The organism is Streptomyces sp. SS7 (assembly GCF_037993025.1).
Taxonomy (GTDB): domain Bacteria; phylum Actinomycetota; class Actinomycetes; order Streptomycetales; family Streptomycetaceae; genus Streptomyces.
In genome coordinates this window covers 1,052,088-1,067,770 of sequence record NZ_CP141223.1, presented here as the reverse complement: position 1 = coordinate 1,067,770, position 15,683 = coordinate 1,052,088, and the positions used below count along the sequence as shown (strand labels likewise).

Genomic DNA, 15,683 nt, shown 5'->3' with positions numbered 1-15,683 from the left:
CAGCGGGCGGGCCGCGTCCGCCGCGCCCGGTCGGGGCCCCGCCGGGGGGCGACGCCGACGGTGCCGTCGAGCGGCCGTCTAGGACCCGTCCAGGACCGCGTCCAGGAAGCCGGTCAGGTCGGCGAAGACCTCCGTCCGGTTCGTCTCGTGGAACACCTCGTGACGGGCGCCCGGGTAGATCCGCTCGGTCCGCGGGCCCCCGGCGAGCCGCTCGACGCCGATGCGGCTGCCGGGCAGCGGGACCAGCCGGTCGGCGTCGCCGTGCAGCCACAGCAGCGGCAGTGTGCCGGCCGGGCCGTCGGCGGCGACGGTCTCCAGGGTCCGTACGAAGGCCTCCAGCGTCGGCCGTTTCATCGGCCCGTGCCAGACCAGCGGATCCGCCGCGTACGCCGTCCCGACCGCCGGGTCACGGGAGAGGGCGGCGGGGCTGACGGGGACGTCGGGGATCTCCGCGTGCGCCAGCAGCCGTCCGGGCAGCTCCCAGGTGCCGATGACCGGCCCGGACAGGACGAGCGCGGCGAGAGGCGTGCCGTACCGCTGGGCGTAGCGGGCGGCGATCAGCCCGCCCATGGAGTGCCCGATCATCACCAGCGGCAGGTCCGGGTGGGCGGCCCGGGCGAGCTCCACGACGGCCCGCACGTCGGTGACCACGTCCTCGAAGTCCTCGATCCGCACCCGCTCGCCGTCCGACCTGCCGTGCCCCATGTGGTCGGGTGCGAACACGGCGGCGCCGTGCGCGGTCAGGACACCGGCGAGTTGCTCGTGGCGGCGGGCGTGCTCGCCGTAGCCGTGCGCGACGAGGGCCAGGTAGCGGGCTGACGGGTTCGGCCACACGTGCGCCGTGATCGCGCCGCGTGTGCCCGCGAGGACGTGCTCGGCCATGGCTCCTCCAACTGGATCGGGTGCCGCCACCCAGGGATCCTCTCAGGCCCCCGGCCGGTGCCCCCGCCATCTGGCGAGACGGTTCTTACGACGTCGGATACGTGCGCATAGCATCGGTCCCCGCATGAACACGATGAATCTGTGGCACGTCACCGGCTGGGAGTTCGCCGCCCTCGCCTTCGCGGCGCTGCTGGTCGGCTTCTCCAAGACGGCGGTCAGCGGCGCCAACACGGTCAGCCTGGCGATCTTCGCGGCGGTCCTGCCGGCCCGCGCGTCGACCGGTGTCCTGCTGCCGCTGCTGATCGCGGGGGACGTCCTGGCCGTCCTCACCTACCGGCGGCACGCCCACTGGCCCACCCTGTGGCGGCTGTTCCCGGCGGTCGCGGCCGGGGTGGTCCTCGGCACGGTGTTCCTGCTGTGGGCCGACGACCGGGTGGTGCGCACCTCGATCGGCGCGATCCTGCTGCTGATGGCGGCCGTCACCGTGTGGCGCCGCCGCACGGCCGAGACGCCCGTCGACCCGGACGCGGTGGTCACCCGGGCGGGCCGCGTCAAGGCCCGCTCCTACGGCGTCCTCGGCGGCTTCACCACGATGGTCGCCAACGCGGGCGGCCCGGTGATGTCGATGTACCTGCTCTCGGCGGGCTTCCGCAAACTCGGCTTCCTGGGCACCTCCGCCTTCTTCTTCCTCGTCGTCAACCTCTCGAAGGTGCCCTTCAGCGCCGGCCTCGGCCTGATCGACGGCCCCTCGCTGCTCCTGGACGCCGCGCTCGCCCTGTTCGTCGTCCCCGGCGCCCTGCTCGGCAGGTGGGCGGTCCACCGCATCGACCAGCGGCTGTTCGAGCGGCTGGTCATCGCGGCGACCGTGCTGGGCGGCCTGCAACTGCTGCGGCCGTAGGGGGTGTTCGCGCCCGCGGGCCGGCCGGGTCAGTCGCCCGGCCCGAGGATCATGCACGTGGTCGTGGCGTGGGCGATCAGCCGGCCCTCCTCGTCGACGACCCTGCCCTCGGCGGTGGCGGTGCGGCGGCCCGCGTGGACGACGGTGCCCTCGGCGGTCAGGGTCTGGCCGTCCGTGCGGGCGGGCCGGATGTAGTTCACCTTGAGCTCCAGCGTGGTGTAGCCGGTGCCGGCGGGCAGGGTGGTGTGGACCGCGCAGGCCAGGGCCGAGTCCAGCATGGTCGCGGCGATGCCGCCGTGCACGGTGCCGAGCGGGTTGGCGAAGTCGGGGCGGGTGTCGAGCGAGAGCACGACCCGCCCCTGCTCCACCTCGTCGAAGCGCATCCCGAGCAGCCGCCCGATGGACGGCCGGTCGCCGAGCCGTCCGTCCCGGACGAGACGCAGGAGTTCGAGGCCGGACAGGGCGGAGGGGTCGGTGGTGGTCACGCGGGGGTCCTTTCGAGGGCTTGCCGGTGTCGCCGTACGGCGGGGGTGCTCAGTCGCCGAGCGGGTTCTGCCGCTCGCGCAGGGGCGCCGCACGTGGACGTACAGGGGGACGTGAGGGGACTTGACGGTGCGGTGCGCAGGGCGTCGCCCGCCTTCGCCGCACTGGGCCACGGCGAGGCCGACGGCCGTGGTGCGTACGGCGTCCTCGTCGACCGCGTGGTCCACGAGGCCGGCGGCCGGCGCCTCATGGCCGCCGTGGCTGCGGGCCGTGACCATGGCCTCGTGCGCGGCCCGCGGGCTCAGCGGGGCACGCACGCGGGTGGACATGCCCGGCGAGAGGACGAGAACATCGCGCCCGCGGCGAAGGCGCGCCCCCGGGGCGCGGCCGGAGGGTGCCCGCGCAGGCGGGAGGGGAGGACGCCGTGCCGGGTCACCGCTCGCCCGGGTTGCGGCGCAGCAGGTAGGTGTCCATGATCCAGCCCTTGCGCTCGCGCGCCTCGGCCCGCGCCCGCTCGATCCGGGGGCCGGCCTCGGCCAGCGGGCCGGAGACCAGGATCTCGTCCGGCGTGCCGATGTAGGCGCCCCAGTAGATGTCGATGTCCTCCTCGGCGTACCGCCGGAAGGCCTGGTGGGCGTCCAGCATCACCACCACGTCGTCCACCCCCTCGGGGAACCCCTCGGCGAGCCGTCGTCCGGTGGTGATCTGCACCGGGCGCGCCACCCGGTTCAGACCGGTGCGGTGCCGGGCGACCAGCGCCGAGACGCTGCTGATGCCGGGCACCACGTCATGGTCGAAGGCCACCGTGCCCCGGGCCAGCACCTCCTCCAGGACGCCCAGGGTGCTGTCGTAGAGCGCGGGGTCGCCCCACACCAGGAACGCGCCGCTCTGGTCCTCGCCGAGCTCCTGCGTGATCAGCCGCTCGTAGATGTCCGCGCGGGCGCTGCGCCAGTCGCCGACGGCGGGGGAGTAGGCGGCCCCGCCGGCCCCGCGGTCCCGCTCCGGGTCGGGCGCCTCGACCACCCGGTAGCCGCCCTCGGGCAGATGGGCCTCGAGGATGTCCCGGCGCAGCCGCGTCAGGTCGCTCTTCACCTCGCCCTTGTCCAGGACGAAGAACACGTCCGTGGCCCGCAGGGCCCGCACGGCCTGGAGGGTGAGCTGGTCGGGGTCGCCCGCGCCGATACCGATGACATGAATCTTTCGCACGCGACCGAGTCTGCCGTACGCCACCGGCCGTGACGGGGCCGGGAGTCACCGCAACCGCGGCGCACACCGTCCCGCGTCCACGGCCGCCCCCGTCCGCTCCACCTCGTCCGCCAGCGCCCGTCCCCACCGGACGATCCCCGGGAGATCCATCCCGTGCGGCCGCGCCGCCCCCGTGCCGGCCGCCCACTCCTCCACGGCCCCGGCGCCGCGCCGCAGCAGCCGGGGACCGCCGGTGAGGTTGCCCCGGGCCGCGTGGGTCAGGCCGACCGCGAGCTGGGCGAGCCCGCGCCACAGGCCGCGTTCCGACTCCGGGCCGGTCTTCCAGGCGTCCTCGAAGACCTCGTGCGCGTGGAACGGCTTCCCCGCGTCCAGCAGCGCCTGCGCCTCGGTGACGGTCTGCCGGGGGCCGCGCACGACCCCCTCGGGCTGGCGCGCCACCCCTCGTGCCCCGTACGGCAGGGGCCGCCCGAGGCCGTCCCGGGGCCGCGCACTGCGCGCCCGCCCCGCGCCGTCCCGGTCCCGGGCCCCGCCGGTCGCGCCGTCCCTCGCGCCGCTCCGAGTGCTCTCCATGCCGTCCACGCGCTCCCTGCGGTCCGTACGGTCCATGCGCCCGATTGTCCCGCGCCCGGCTCCCTTTCGGTGTGGCGCCCGTCGTGGGGTAAAGTGCTGTTCGCGCGATCACGCGGAACTTTCGCGAGGGTCGCGCACCGGGACGTGGCGCAGCTTGGTAGCGCACTTGACTGGGGGTCAAGGGGTCGCAGGTTCAAATCCTGTCGTCCCGACTTGCTGGCACAGCAGGTCAGAGGCCGTATCGGAGCATCCGGTACGGCCTTTTCGCCGTCCCCGTCACGGACGCCGGGCACTGCTGACCGGGCGGTAACAAGGGGACTACGCTGGGCCCATGCCGTCCACCCGCCGCACCGCCCGACAGGCCGACCTGCTGGAACGACTCGTCGCGCTGCTGACGGCGGAAGGGTTCGCCGCCCTCACCCTCGACGACCTCGCCGAGCGGCTGCGCTGCTCGAAGACCACGCTCTACCAGCTCGCCAGCAGCAAGCAGGGGCTGGTGGTCGAGGCGGTCAAGCACTACTTCCGCGGTGCGACGGAGGCAGTGGAGAAGCGGGTGGCGCAGACCGTGGACCCCTCGGACCGGGTCCGGGTGTATCTCACCACCGTGGCCGAGCAGCTGCGCCCGCTCTCGCGCGCCTTCCTCGACGACGTGGCGGACTTCCCGCCCGCCCGCGAGGTGTACGAGGCCAATACGCGGATGGCCGCGGAGCGGGTGCGGCAGCTGATCGCCGAGGGGGTCTCCGGCGGTGCCTTCCGGGACGTGCACACCGCCTTCGTCGGCGAGGTCGCCGCCGCGACGATGCGCCAGATCCAGCAGGGCGAGCTCAAGACGCGCACCGGGCTGACCGACGCGGAGGCCTACGAACAGCTCGCCTCGCTGATCGTGCACGCCGTCTCCTCCTGACCGGGCCGGGCCACCGCTCCGGCCCACCCGCTGATCGATCCCCGTTCCGGGGTGCTTCGGCACGCCCGCGTGCCGTACTGTGAATGATACGTTCGTACGCACGCCAGTATCGTTTTCCGTACTACTCCGGGGAGGTCACCATGCCTGCCACGCGCGCCCTGCCGACCGACGAGGCCGTGGAGCTCATCCAGCTCACCCGCACCCTCGCCGCCAAGGAACTCGCTCCCCGGGTCGCCGACGCGGAGGCGGACGGGGCGTTCCCCCGGGACGCGTTCCGCACCCTCGGGCGCAGCGGCCTGCTCGGTCTGCCGTTCGCCGAGGAGGACGGCGGTGCGGGACAGCCGTACGAGGTCTACCTCCAGGTGCTGGAGGAGGTCGCCGCGGTCTGGTCGAGCGTCGCGGTGGGCATCTCGGTGCACGCCCTGTCCTGCTTCCCGCTCGCCCGTTTCGGCACCGCGGAGCAGCGGCGCCGGTGGCTGCCGGACATGCTCGGCGGGGAACTGCTCGGCGCGTACTGCCTGTCCGAGCCGCACGCCGGCTCCGACCCGGCGGCCATGCTGACCCGCGCCGTGCGCGACGGTGACACCTATGTGCTCAACGGCGCCAAGGCCTGGACCACCCACGGCGGACACGCCGACTTCTACACGGTCATGGCCCGCACCTCCGAGGACCGCAGCCGCGGCATCTCCTGCTTCCTCGTCCCCGCGGACGCCCCGGGCCTCAGCGCCGATCCGCCGGAGCGCAAGATGGGGCTGACCGGCTCGGCCACCGCCACCATGCGGCTGGACGACGTCCGGGTGCCGGCCGACCGGCTCATCGGGGAGGAGGGGCAGGGGCTGAGGATCGCGCTCGCCTCCCTCGACCACGGCCGCCTCGGCATCGCCGCCGTGGCCTGCGGTCTCGCCCAGGGCGCCCTCGACCACGCGGTGCGCTACGCCCGGGAGCGGGAGACCTTCGGCAAGCCGATCATCGAGCACCAGGGGCTGGCGTTCGTGCTGGCCGACATGGGCGCCGCGATCGAGTCGGCGCGGGCCACCACCCTGTCCGCCGCGCGGCTGAAGGACCTCGGTCTGCCCTTCACACGCGAGGCGTCGATCGCCAAACTCGTGGCCACGGACAACGCCATGAAGGTGACCACGGACGCCGTGCAGGTCCTCGGGGGATACGGATACACCCGCGACTTCCCCGTCGAGCGCTACATGCGCGAGGCCAAGGTCATGCAGATCTTCGAAGGAACCAACCAGATCCAGCGCATGATCATCTCCCGTGCGCTGGACCGTAACGACGGCGGTGTGCTCACCGCCCTCGGCAAGGAGTGATGATGCAGCTCGCCCACACCGCCGCCCTCGTCACCGGCGGTGCCTCCGGCCTCGGCGCGGCCACCGCGAAGGCCCTCGCCGAGCGCGGCGCGCAGGTGTTCGCCCTCGACCTCAAGGACGGCGTCGACCGGGCCCCCGAGGTCGACGGCGTCACCTACGTCCCCGCCGACGTCACCGATCCCGAGCAGGTCCGGGCCGCCGTCGCCGCGGCGGCGGGCGCGGGGGTCCCGCTGCGCACGGTCGTCAACTGCGCGGGCATCGGCCCGTCCGCGCGGATCCTCGGCCGGAAGGGCGTCCACGACCTCGCCCTGTACGCCAAGGTGATCCAGATCAATCTGATCGGCACCTTCAACGTCCTCGCGCTCGCCTCCGAGGCCGTCGCCGCCACCGAGGCCGACGAGCACGGCCAGCGCGGCGTGATCGTCAACACCGCGTCGATCGCCGCGTACGACGGCCAGATCGGCCAGGCCGCCTACTCCTCGTCGAAGGGTGGCGTCGTCGGACTGACCCTGCCCGCCGCGCGCGACCTGGCGCAGTACGGCATCCGGGTCTGCACCATCGCCCCGGGGATCGTGGAGACGCCGATGCTGGCCACGGTCTCCGAGGAGTACCGGGCGGGCCTCGCGGCCGGAGTGCCCTTCCCGCAGCGGCTGGCGCGGCCCGAGGAGTACGCGCAGCTCGCCCTGTCGATCATCGACCACGACTACCTCAACGGCGAGACCATCCGCATGGACGGTGCCCTGCGGATGGCCCCGAAGTAGCCTTCGAGCCGCTTCCTCAGCCCCTGACCAGCAGCTGGAAGTCGAACGCGTACCGGGACGCGCGGTAGATGTGCGTCCCGTACTCGACCGGCCGGCCGGTGTCGTCGTACGCCGTGCGCTGCATGGTCAGCAGGGCCGCGCCCGCCTCCTCGCCGAGCAGCCCGCCCTCCTCGGCGGTGGCCGCGCGGGCGCCGACGGTCTGCCGGGCGCTGTGCAGGGTGATGCCCGTCGCGCGCATCAGGTGGTAGAGGCCGGTCGCCTCCAGCCGCTCCGTGTCCAGGTCGAACAGGGCCGGGGGCAGGTAGTTGCGCAGATGGGCCACCGGTTCCCCGTGTGCCGAGCGCAGCCGTTCCAGCCGGGTGACCTCGGCGCCCTCCGCGATCCCGAGGGCCGCCGCCACGTCGGGGCCCGCGGGGACCCGTTCGTTGCACAGGACGTGCGTGGTGGGTCCCTGTCCGGCCGCCTCCAGGTCGTCGTAGAGGCTGCTGAGCTCCAGCGGCCGCTTGACCTGGCTGTGCACGACCTGGGTGCCGACGCCGCGGCGGCGCACCAGCAGCCCCTTGTCGACCAGCGACTGGATCGCCTGGCGGACCGTGGGGCGGGAGAGGCCGAGCCGGGTCGACAGGTCGATCTCGTTGCCCAGCAGGTTGCCGGGGGCGAGCGCGCCGTGCTCGATCGCCGACTCCAGCTGCTGGGCGAGCTGGTAGTAGAGCGGTACCGGGCTGGACCGGTCGAGCGCGAAGGGCAGCCCCTCCAGGGCCGAGGCGGCCACCGCGCGGGGACGTTCACCGGTCTTCGCCATCGAGGGCACCTCCTGTGTCGGCCGCGGGAGCGGATCGTCCGACGAACCTCCCCGAATCGTCCACACGTGCGAGGGGTACGCCTGTGTGCGAGGGGTGATGATCGGCTTCTATGGTGGTCGGGTGATCTGGCGTCCCCCAGGTGTAGGTCCCGATGGCCTCCGCTGTCAATGGTTTGTTCTTACATTCGGACCTGATCCTGAGATGATGTCTTAACAAAGTATTGACAGCGGGCCTGGGAGGGGATTTGATCCGGTCCCAGCAGTGCACGGGCCGAGTCCCTCAGTCGAACAGAAAACGAACCTTCGCGGACCCGGCCCCATGGCCCCACCCTGAGCAGTAACGGGCCCTGATCCCAGAGATCCCCCCACCCTTTCCCGGTCGTTCTCCCGTCGCACAGTGAGGTGCAGGAAAGATGGACAGCTCTTCGCCCCGTTCCCGCAGAATCGCCCCGGTCGTGGCCATGGCCGCGGCGGTGGCCCTGACCCTGGCGGGCTGCTCCAGCAGCTCCGGTGGAAAGAAGGCCGAGGAGAGCGCGGACGGCGCCTCGGCGGGCAAGGCGAGCACCCCGCAGATGACGGTGGCGCTGGTGACGCACCAGTCGCCCGGCGACACCTTCTGGGACATCGTCCGCAAGGGCGCCGAGGCCGCGGCGGCCAAGGACAACGTCAAGCTGATCTACTCGGCCGACCCGAACGCGGGCAACCAGTCCAACCTGGTCCAGAACGCCATCGACCAGAAGGTGGACGGGATCGCCGTCACCCTCGCCAAGCCCGACGCGCTCAAGGACGTCGTCGCCAAGGCGAAGGCCGCGAACATCCCCGTCGTCGGCCTCAACTCCGGTGTGAGCGAGTGGCAGAAGCTCGGTCTGATGGAGTTCTTCGGCCAGGACGAGACCGTCGCCGGTGAGGCGCTCGGCAAGCGGCTCAACGAGGAAGGCGCCAAGAAGGCCGTCTGTGTCATCCAGGAGCAGGGCAACATCGGCCTGACCCAGCGGTGCGACGGCGTGAAGAAGACCTTCTCGGGCACCACCGAGGTACTGAACGTCAACGGCACCGACATGCCGTCGGTGAAGTCGACGATCACCGCCAAGCTCACCCAGGACAAGTCCATCGACTACGTCGTCACGCTCGGCGCCCCCTTCGCCCTGACGGCCGTCCAGTCCGCCTCCGACGCCGGCTCCAAGGCGAAGATCGCCACCTTCGACCTCAACAAGGACCTCACCGGAGCCATCAGCAAGGGCACCATCCAGTTCGCCGTCGACCAGCAGCCCTACCTCCAGGGCTACCTGGCGATCGACTCGCTGTGGCTCTACAAGAACAACGGCAACTACATGGGCGGCGGCGAGGCTCCGGTGCTGACCGGTCCGGCCTTCGTCGACAAGACCAACGTCGACAAGGTCGCCGCGTTCGCCGCGAAGGGCACCCGGTGATCAGCATGACCCACCACGCCGAGCCGGCGGTGACCACACCGCCGGCCCCCGGCCCGAAGGAGACGGACGGCCGGACCGCCCGACGTCCCCTCGCCCTCCGGCTGCTGGCCCGCCCCGAGGTGGGTGTCTTCCTCGGTGCCGTCGCGGTCTACGTGTTCTTCCTCATCACGGCCCCGCCGGTGCGCGAGGCCGGCTCGATGGCCAACATCCTCTACCAGTCGTCCACCATCGGGATCATGGCGCTGCCCGTGGCCCTGCTGATGATCGGCGGAGAGTTCGACCTGTCCTCCGGTGTCGCCGTGATCACCTCGGCGCTCACCGCGAGCATGCTCAGCTACCAGCTCACCGCGAACGTGTGGGTCGGTGTGGTCGTCGCCCTCGCGGTCTCCCTCGGCATCGGCTTCCTCAACGGCTGGATGGTGGTGAAGACCGGACTGCCCAGCTTCCTCATCACCCTGGGCACCTTCCTGATCCTCCAGGGCGTCAACCTCGCGGTGACCAAGCTGGTCACCACCAACGTGGCCACCGACGACATCAGCGACATGGACGGCTTCGACCAGGCGAAGAAGATCTTCGCCTCCTCCTTCGACATCGGCGGTGTCGAAGTGAAGATCACGATCTTCTACTGGCTGGCCTTCGCCGCCCTCGCCACCTGGGTGCTGCTGCGCACCCGGTACGGCAACTGGATCTTCGCGGTCGGCGGCAACAAGGAGAGCGCGCGGGCGGTCGGCGTGCCCGTCACGTTCACCAAGATCTCGCTGTTCATGCTGGTCGGCTTCGGTGCCTGGTTCATCGGCATGCACCAGCTCTTCACCTTCAACACCGTGCAGTCCGGCGAGGGCGTCGGCCAGGAGCTGATCTACATCTCCGCGGCCGTCATCGGCGGCTGTCTGCTGACCGGCGGCGCCGGCTCGGCGATCGGCCCGGTCTTCGGCGCCTTCATGTTCGGCATGGTGCAGCAGGGCATCGTCTACGCGGGCTGGAACCCCGACTGGTTCAAGGCGTTCCTCGGCGTGATGCTGCTCGGCGCCGTCCTGATCAACTTGTGGGTCAGCCGTACGGCGACCCGGAGGTGACCCCCATGACATCCACCAACGGAACCGGCACCCACGGGGCGGTCGTCGCGGACACCGCCGACCGGGCGGACGGGGCGATCGTCGCACTGCGCAACGCCGGCAAGGCCTACGGCAACATCCGCGCCCTGCACGGCGTGGACCTGAAGGTGTACCCCGGCAAGGTGACCTGCGTCCTCGGCGACAACGGCGCCGGCAAGTCCACCCTCATCAAGATCATCTCGGGGCTGCACCAGCACACCGAGGGCGAGTTCCTCGTCGACGGCACCCCGGTGCGCTTCTCCACCCCGCGCGAGGCGCTCGACAAGGGCATCGCCACCGTCTACCAGGACCTCGCGACGGTCCCGCTGATGCCGGTGTGGCGCAACTTCTTCCTCGGCTCCGAGATGACCAAGGGCCCCTGGCCCGTGCGCCGTCTCGACATCGAGCGGATGAAGAAGACCGCCGACGCGGAACTGCGCAACATGGGGATCGTCCTCGACGACCTGGAACAGCCCATCGGCACGCTCTCCGGCGGCCAGCGCCAGTGCGTGGCGATCGCCCGCGCCGTCTACTTCGGCGCGCGGGTGCTGATCCTGGACGAGCCCACCGCCGCCCTCGGCGTCAAGCAGTCCGGTGTGGTGCTGAAGTACATCGCCGCCGCCCGCGACCGCGGCCTCGGCGTCATCTTCATCACCCACAACCCGCACCACGCCTACATGGTCGGCGACCACTTCAGCGTGCTGCGCCTCGGCACCCTGGAACTCTCCGCCGACCGCAGCGAGGTCAGCCTCGAGGAGCTGACCAACCACATGGCAGGCGGCGCCGAACTCGCGGCCCTCAAGCACGAGTTGTCCCAGGTCCGCGGTGTCGACGTGGAGGAGCTGCCGGAAGAGGCGGACCTCACCGCCCCGGTGGCGGGCGGCGGCGAGGGGACGTCCTGAGAGGACGGCTCCCCGCGGTTGCGCGAGGCGTGAGGAGCCCCGCCCCACGGACGTGACGGATGCGACGGATGCCCCGGTGGGTTCCCACCGGGGCATCGCCGTTCCCGGAACCGGCAGCGCCGCAAGGACGTTGGAGAAGAAGGAAGGTGTGCTGAGCCTTGTACGGGGAGAGTGAGATGCAGGAGGAACGGCGGGAAGGCACCGAGGAGGACCGGCGCAGGGTCCGGTTCGGGGCGCTGCCCGAGCGGGTGCGCCCGGAGGACACGGTGGAGGAGCGCCCGGCCGTCCCTCGGGACCCGGCGCGCGACGCCTACGACCCGGACGAGTGGATGGTCCGCTACTGCCTGTGAGGGCGGCCCCGGCAGGGGCCGCCCTCACAGGGGTGAGCGAGGTCAGGAGGCCCGCACCTCCGCGATCGTCACGGGGCGGTGCTCGTGCAGCGAGAGCGTGCAGGCCTCGGCGATCCAGCCCGCCTCCAGGGCGTCCTCGATCGTGCAGGGCGAGGGCCGGGTGCCGGCCACGACCTCGGTGAACGCGGTCAGTTCGGCGCGGTAGGCGGCCGTGAAGCGGTCCATGAAGAAGTCGTGCGGGGTGCCGGCCGGGAAGGTGACCCCGGGCTCCACCGAGCGCAGCGGCAGCTTGTCCTCCAGGCCCACGGCGATGGAGTCCGCGAAGCCGTGGATCTCCATACGGACGTCGTAACCACGGGCGTTGTGACGGGAGTTGGAGATCACGGCGATCGTGCCGTCGTCGAGGGTGAGCAGCGCGCCGGTGGTGTCGGCGTCGCCCGCCTCCTTGATGTAGTCGGCGCCCCGGTTGCCGCCCACCGCGTACACCTCGGTCACCTCGCGGCCCGTCACCCAGCGGATGATGTCGAAGTCGTGGACCGAACAGTCGCGGAAGATGCCCCCGGAGGCGGCGACGTACGCGGCCGGCGGCGGCGCCGGGTCCAGGGTGGTGGAGCGGACGGTGTGCAGCTTGCCCAGCTCACCCGACTGCACGGCGGCCCGCGCGGCGACGAACCCGGTGTCGAAGCGGCGGTTGTAGCCGATCTGGATCGGCACGTCCTTGCCCTGGACGGCCTCGAGGACCTCGACGCCCTCGGTCATGGTCTTCGCGACGGGCTTCTCGCAGAAGACGGGGATGCCCGCCTCGACACCGGCGAGGATCAGCGCGGGGTGGGCGTCGGTGGCGGCGGCGACGACGATGCCGTCCACCCCGGCCGCCAGCAGGGCCTCGGGCGAGTCCACGACCTCGGCGCCGAACCGCTCCGCGGCGGCCTTGGCCGCCTCGGCGAAGGGGTCGGTCACGACGAGCGACTCGACGGCGTCGAGTCCGGAGAGGGTCTCGGCGTGGAAGGCGCCGATGCGGCCGAGGCCGAGGATTCCGATGCGCATGGTGGTGCAGCTCCTTGAGGGGTCTTACGGAGGAGGGGGACGCAGGGACGAAGGGACGCGGGGACGAAGGAAGCGAGGTCTAGTCGAGGCCGCCGAGCACGTTCTGGTCCCAGTCGATCACCGAACCGGTGACCACGCCGGACCGCTCGGACAGCAGGAACACCACGAAGTCGGCGATCTCGTCCGGCTGGCCCAGCCTGCCCATCGGCAGCCGCGCGGCCGCCTCCTCGCGCCAGTCGTCCCCGGCGCCGTGGAAGGCCCGCTGGGTCGCGTCCTCGCCCTCGGTCGCCGTCCAGCCGATGTTCAGTCCGTTGATCCGGACGCGGTCGAAGCGGTGGGCGTGCGCCGCGTTGCGGGTCAGGCCGACCAGCCCGGCCTTGGCGGCGACGTACGGCGCGAGGAAGGCCTGCCCGCCGTGCGCCGAGGAGGTGATGATGTTGACGACCGTGCCGGGCGCCTCGCGGGCCACCATGTCCGCGACCGCCGCCTGCATGGCGAAGAACGGCGCCTTCAGGTTGATCGCGACGTGCTGGTCGAACAGCTCGGGCGTGGTGTCGAGGAGCGTGCCCCGGGCGGTCAGCCCGGCCGCGTTGACCAGGCAGTCGATCCGGCCGTAGGCGGCCACGGTACGGGTCACCGACGCCTTCGCCTGGTCGGCGTCCGCGAGGTCGGCCCGGAAGAAGAGCGCCCTGCCGCCCGCCCCGGTCAGCTCGGCCGCCAGGGCCTCACCGGGCTCCGGCCGCCGCCCGGTGACGGCGACCAGGGCGCCCTCGCGGGCCGCCGCGCGCGCGACGGCCGCGCCGACCCCCTGGCTGCCGCCGTTGACGAGAACGACCTTGTCGTCGAGAAGTCCCATGGAGCGCATGTCCTTTCAGTCGGCGCACCGCTCGGCGCCCGCCCGCGGTGCCCGCCGGACGGGGAGGACCGGATGCGCGACGGCCTCCGGGGTGCGGTGCGGCCCCGGGCGTGCGGCGCGGCCGGGGGGGAGGAAGACCGCGTCGCCCCCGCACGGACGTGAAGGACATCGTCGTCCCCTTCGATGACAATGGCGGCTCAGCACTGCCATTCTTGTCATGACAAACCCTTCGAACAACCAGCAGGCGGCCATCAAAAACCCCTCAGGCGGACCGTCGAGCGACTACGAGGAGCCTGCCGTGGGTCACCCCTTCCCCCTCCGTGAGATCGCACGTCAGGCGGGCCTGAGCGAGGCCACCGTCGACCGGGTCCTCAACGGCAGGGGAGGGGTGCGCGAGTCCACCGCCCAGGAGGTGCGGCGGGCCATCGCCGAACTGCACCGCCAGCGCACCCAGGTCCGGCTCGTCGGCCGGACCTTCATGGTGGACATCGTGATGCAGGCGCCCGAACGGTTCACCACCGCCGTACGGGCCGCCCTGGAGGCCGAACTGCCCTCGCTGCACCCGGCGGTCCTGCGCTCCCGCTTCCACTTCCGGGAGACCGGACCGGTCGCGGAGCAGATCGCCGTCCTGGACCGGATAGCGCGGCGCGGCTCGCAGGGCGTGATCCTCAAGGCGCCGGACGTCCCCGAGGTCACGGCCGCCGTGGGCCGGCTGGTCGCCGCCGGAATCCCGGTCGTCACGCTCGTCACCGACCTGCCCGCCAGCGCCCGGCTCGCCTATGTCGGCATCGACAACCGGGCCGCCGGCGCCACCGCCGCGTACCTCATGGGGCAGTGGCTCGGCGAGCGCCCCGGCAATGTCCTCACCAGCCTGTCCAGCGGGTTCTTCCGCAACGAGGAGGAGCGCGAGATGGGCTTCCGCGGGGTGATGCGGGCCCGGCACCCGGGCCGCGCCCTGGTGGAGATCACCGAGGGGCAGGGCCTGGACGCCACCCAGTACGACCTCGTCCGGGCCGCCCTGGCCCGCGACCCGGAGATCCGGGCGGTGTACTCGATCGGCGGCGGGAACTTCGCCACCCTCAGGGCCTTCGCCGACGCCCGCCGGGAGTGCGCCGTGTTCGTCGCGCACGACCTCGACCACGACAACACCCGGCTGCTGCGCGACCACCGGCTGTCCGCCGTCCTCCACCACGACCTGCGCCAGGACATGCGCGAGGCCTGCCACACGGTGATGCGCGCCCACGGGGCCCTGCCGCCCGCCGGACCGACCCTGCCGTCCGCGATCCAGGTGGTGACCCCGTACAACATGCCCCCGGCGGCGGGCGGCTGACCGGGGAGGGGCTCAGCCAGTCGCCGGGGCCGACGGTCAGGGTGCGGCCGCCCTCGATCCCGCTGGTCGGCGAGCCGCTGATCACGGCGGACGGTTCGTCGTGACTGGCAGGCGGGGCGGGGCCGGGTGATCGTGGAGCGCATGGCGGACGACACGGCGGACGCGGTCCGGCCCCACGGGCACGACGCCCACGAGACGATGCTCTTCGGCGGGGTCTACGGCGCCGTCCTCGCGAGTTCGATGGTGGCCGCGCTCACCCAGTACGGGTACGCCTCCCCGGCCAGGCGCCGCTACGACGCCCTGTGGCTGCTGGTCACCGCCGGGGCGTCCGCCCTCGCGCACGGCTACGCCCACTACATCGCCGAGCGCGCCCCGCACCGCCGCTGGGACGCGCTGCGTGCCCTGCGCGACGAATGGTCCCTGGTCGCGGCGGTCGTACCGACGGTGGTGGTGCTGGCGGGCGCGGGCTGGGGCTGGTGGCCGGCGAACGGGGTGGAGTACCCGGCCTTCGCCCTCAACATCGCCCTGCTGTTCGCCCTCGGTCTGGTCACCGCCCGCCGGGCACACCGCTCCTGGGCGGCCGCCCTGCTGGTCGGGATGCTGGACGCGCTGCTCGGGCTGGTCGTGGTCGTGGCCAACGCCGTCATCAAGTGACCGGTGCCCGGCACGTGCCCGGTGTCACGCCTCGTCGTCACCGCCCGCGCCGGGGACTTCGGCAGGGGCCGCTCCGGCGGCCGTCCCCGGCCCCTGGCCCGGCGGCCGGTTGCTCGGCGCGGGCAACGGCGACTTCAGCGGGACCGCGGCCCCGCGCGGCACGCGGCGGACGCCCGTCCCGGTCGGCCAGGAGCC

At 72.4% G+C, this 15,683-nt stretch carries 17 protein-coding genes and 1 tRNA gene; 11 read left to right on the top strand and 7 right to left on the bottom strand.

Annotation, left to right across the window (positions count from 1 at the left end):
* Window positions 1-78: 78 nt before the first annotated feature.
* Entirely contained in the window at window positions 79-882 is an 804-nt protein-coding gene (locus U5640_RS04785) for a lysophospholipase (protein ID WP_340374545.1), read from the bottom strand.
* 124 nt (window positions 883-1,006) lie between these two features.
* On the opposite strand from U5640_RS04785, the gene U5640_RS04780 reads away from it, so the two are divergent.
* The gene (locus U5640_RS04780) at window positions 1,007-1,780 is read left to right on the top strand and encodes a sulfite exporter TauE/SafE family protein (protein ID WP_340374544.1); all 774 of its coding nucleotides are present in this window, start codon (window positions 1,007-1,009) and stop codon (window positions 1,778-1,780) included.
* Between the two features lie 29 nt (window positions 1,781-1,809).
* On the opposite strand, the gene U5640_RS04775 is transcribed toward U5640_RS04780, so the two are convergent.
* The 3 genes from U5640_RS04775 to U5640_RS04765 all read right to left on the bottom strand — a co-directional run bounded on the left by U5640_RS04775 (window position 1,810) and on the right by U5640_RS04765 (window position 4,039).
* Window positions 1,810-2,265, bottom strand: a complete 456-nt coding sequence (locus U5640_RS04775; protein ID WP_340384934.1) for a PaaI family thioesterase — start codon at window positions 2,263-2,265, stop codon at window positions 1,810-1,812.
* A 430-nt stretch (window positions 2,266-2,695) separates the two neighbouring features.
* A complete protein-coding gene (cobF, locus tag U5640_RS04770) occupies window positions 2,696-3,469 on the bottom strand; it encodes a precorrin-6A synthase (deacetylating) (RefSeq protein WP_340374543.1) in 774 nt (257 codons plus the stop codon).
* A 45-nt stretch (window positions 3,470-3,514) separates the two neighbouring features.
* Window positions 3,515-4,039 carry a DUF309 domain-containing protein gene (locus U5640_RS04765; RefSeq protein WP_340384932.1) on the bottom strand — a complete coding sequence of 175 codons (525 nt, stop codon included), beginning with the start codon at window positions 4,037-4,039 and terminating at the stop codon, window positions 3,515-3,517.
* A gap of 138 nt (window positions 4,040-4,177) precedes the next feature.
* Here U5640_RS04765 and U5640_RS04760 point away from each other — a divergent pair.
* The 4 genes from U5640_RS04760 (at window position 4,178) to U5640_RS04745 (ending at window position 7,023) form a co-directional block, all read left to right on the top strand.
* Window positions 4,178-4,251, top strand: a tRNA-Pro gene (locus U5640_RS04760).
* Between the two features lie 119 nt (window positions 4,252-4,370).
* The gene (locus tag U5640_RS04755; RefSeq protein ID WP_340374542.1) at window positions 4,371-4,943 is read left to right on the top strand and encodes a TetR/AcrR family transcriptional regulator; all 573 of its coding nucleotides are present in this window, start codon (window positions 4,371-4,373) and stop codon (window positions 4,941-4,943) included.
* 140 nt (window positions 4,944-5,083) lie between these two features.
* Complete coding sequence (locus tag U5640_RS04750) at window positions 5,084-6,262, top strand: acyl-CoA dehydrogenase family protein (protein ID WP_067252419.1); 1,179 nt, start codon at window positions 5,084-5,086, stop codon at window positions 6,260-6,262.
* Between the two features lie 2 nt (window positions 6,263-6,264).
* Complete coding sequence (locus U5640_RS04745; protein WP_340374541.1) at window positions 6,265-7,023, top strand: SDR family NAD(P)-dependent oxidoreductase; 759 nt, start codon at window positions 6,265-6,267, stop codon at window positions 7,021-7,023.
* A 16-nt stretch (window positions 7,024-7,039) separates the two neighbouring features.
* On the opposite strand, the gene U5640_RS04740 is transcribed toward U5640_RS04745, so the two are convergent.
* Entirely contained in the window at window positions 7,040-7,825 is a 786-nt protein-coding gene (locus U5640_RS04740; RefSeq protein ID WP_340374540.1) for a GntR family transcriptional regulator, read from the bottom strand.
* Window positions 7,826-8,238: 413 nt separating this feature from the next.
* On the opposite strand from U5640_RS04740, the gene U5640_RS04735 reads away from it, so the two are divergent.
* From U5640_RS04735 to U5640_RS04720, 4 genes are all read left to right on the top strand, one after another.
* Window positions 8,239-9,255, top strand: coding sequence for a sugar ABC transporter substrate-binding protein (locus U5640_RS04735; protein WP_340374539.1), 1,017 nt, complete (start codon window positions 8,239-8,241; stop codon window positions 9,253-9,255).
* A complete protein-coding gene (locus U5640_RS04730; RefSeq protein ID WP_340384930.1) occupies window positions 9,255-10,331 on the top strand; it encodes an ABC transporter permease in 1,077 nt (358 codons plus the stop codon). Before U5640_RS04735 ends, U5640_RS04730 begins: the two co-directional genes overlap by 1 nt.
* A gap of 5 nt (window positions 10,332-10,336) precedes the next feature.
* Window positions 10,337-11,251, top strand: a complete 915-nt coding sequence (locus U5640_RS04725) for an ATP-binding cassette domain-containing protein (RefSeq protein ID WP_340374538.1) — start codon at window positions 10,337-10,339, stop codon at window positions 11,249-11,251.
* 176 nt (window positions 11,252-11,427) lie between these two features.
* The gene (locus tag U5640_RS04720) at window positions 11,428-11,601 is read left to right on the top strand and encodes a hypothetical protein (RefSeq protein ID WP_340374537.1); all 174 of its coding nucleotides are present in this window, start codon (window positions 11,428-11,430) and stop codon (window positions 11,599-11,601) included.
* A gap of 42 nt (window positions 11,602-11,643) precedes the next feature.
* On the opposite strand, the gene U5640_RS04715 is transcribed toward U5640_RS04720, so the two are convergent.
* Both U5640_RS04715 and U5640_RS04710 read right to left on the bottom strand, forming a co-directional pair.
* On the bottom strand, window positions 11,644-12,648 hold the full coding sequence (locus tag U5640_RS04715) for a Gfo/Idh/MocA family oxidoreductase (protein ID WP_340374536.1): 1,005 nt from the start codon (window positions 12,646-12,648) through the stop codon (window positions 11,644-11,646).
* A gap of 79 nt (window positions 12,649-12,727) precedes the next feature.
* A complete protein-coding gene (locus tag U5640_RS04710) occupies window positions 12,728-13,504 on the bottom strand; it encodes an SDR family oxidoreductase (protein ID WP_340374535.1) in 777 nt (258 codons plus the stop codon).
* A gap of 298 nt (window positions 13,505-13,802) precedes the next feature.
* Between U5640_RS04710 and U5640_RS04705 the strand changes: the two genes are divergently transcribed.
* Both U5640_RS04705 and U5640_RS04700 read left to right on the top strand, forming a co-directional pair.
* On the top strand, window positions 13,803-14,834 hold the full coding sequence (locus U5640_RS04705) for a LacI family DNA-binding transcriptional regulator (protein WP_340384928.1): 1,032 nt from the start codon (window positions 13,803-13,805) through the stop codon (window positions 14,832-14,834).
* Between the two features lie 141 nt (window positions 14,835-14,975).
* Window positions 14,976-15,488 carry a hypothetical protein gene (locus U5640_RS04700; RefSeq protein WP_340374534.1) on the top strand — a complete coding sequence of 171 codons (513 nt, stop codon included), beginning with the start codon at window positions 14,976-14,978 and terminating at the stop codon, window positions 15,486-15,488.
* Window positions 15,489-15,683: the final 195 nt, after the last annotated feature.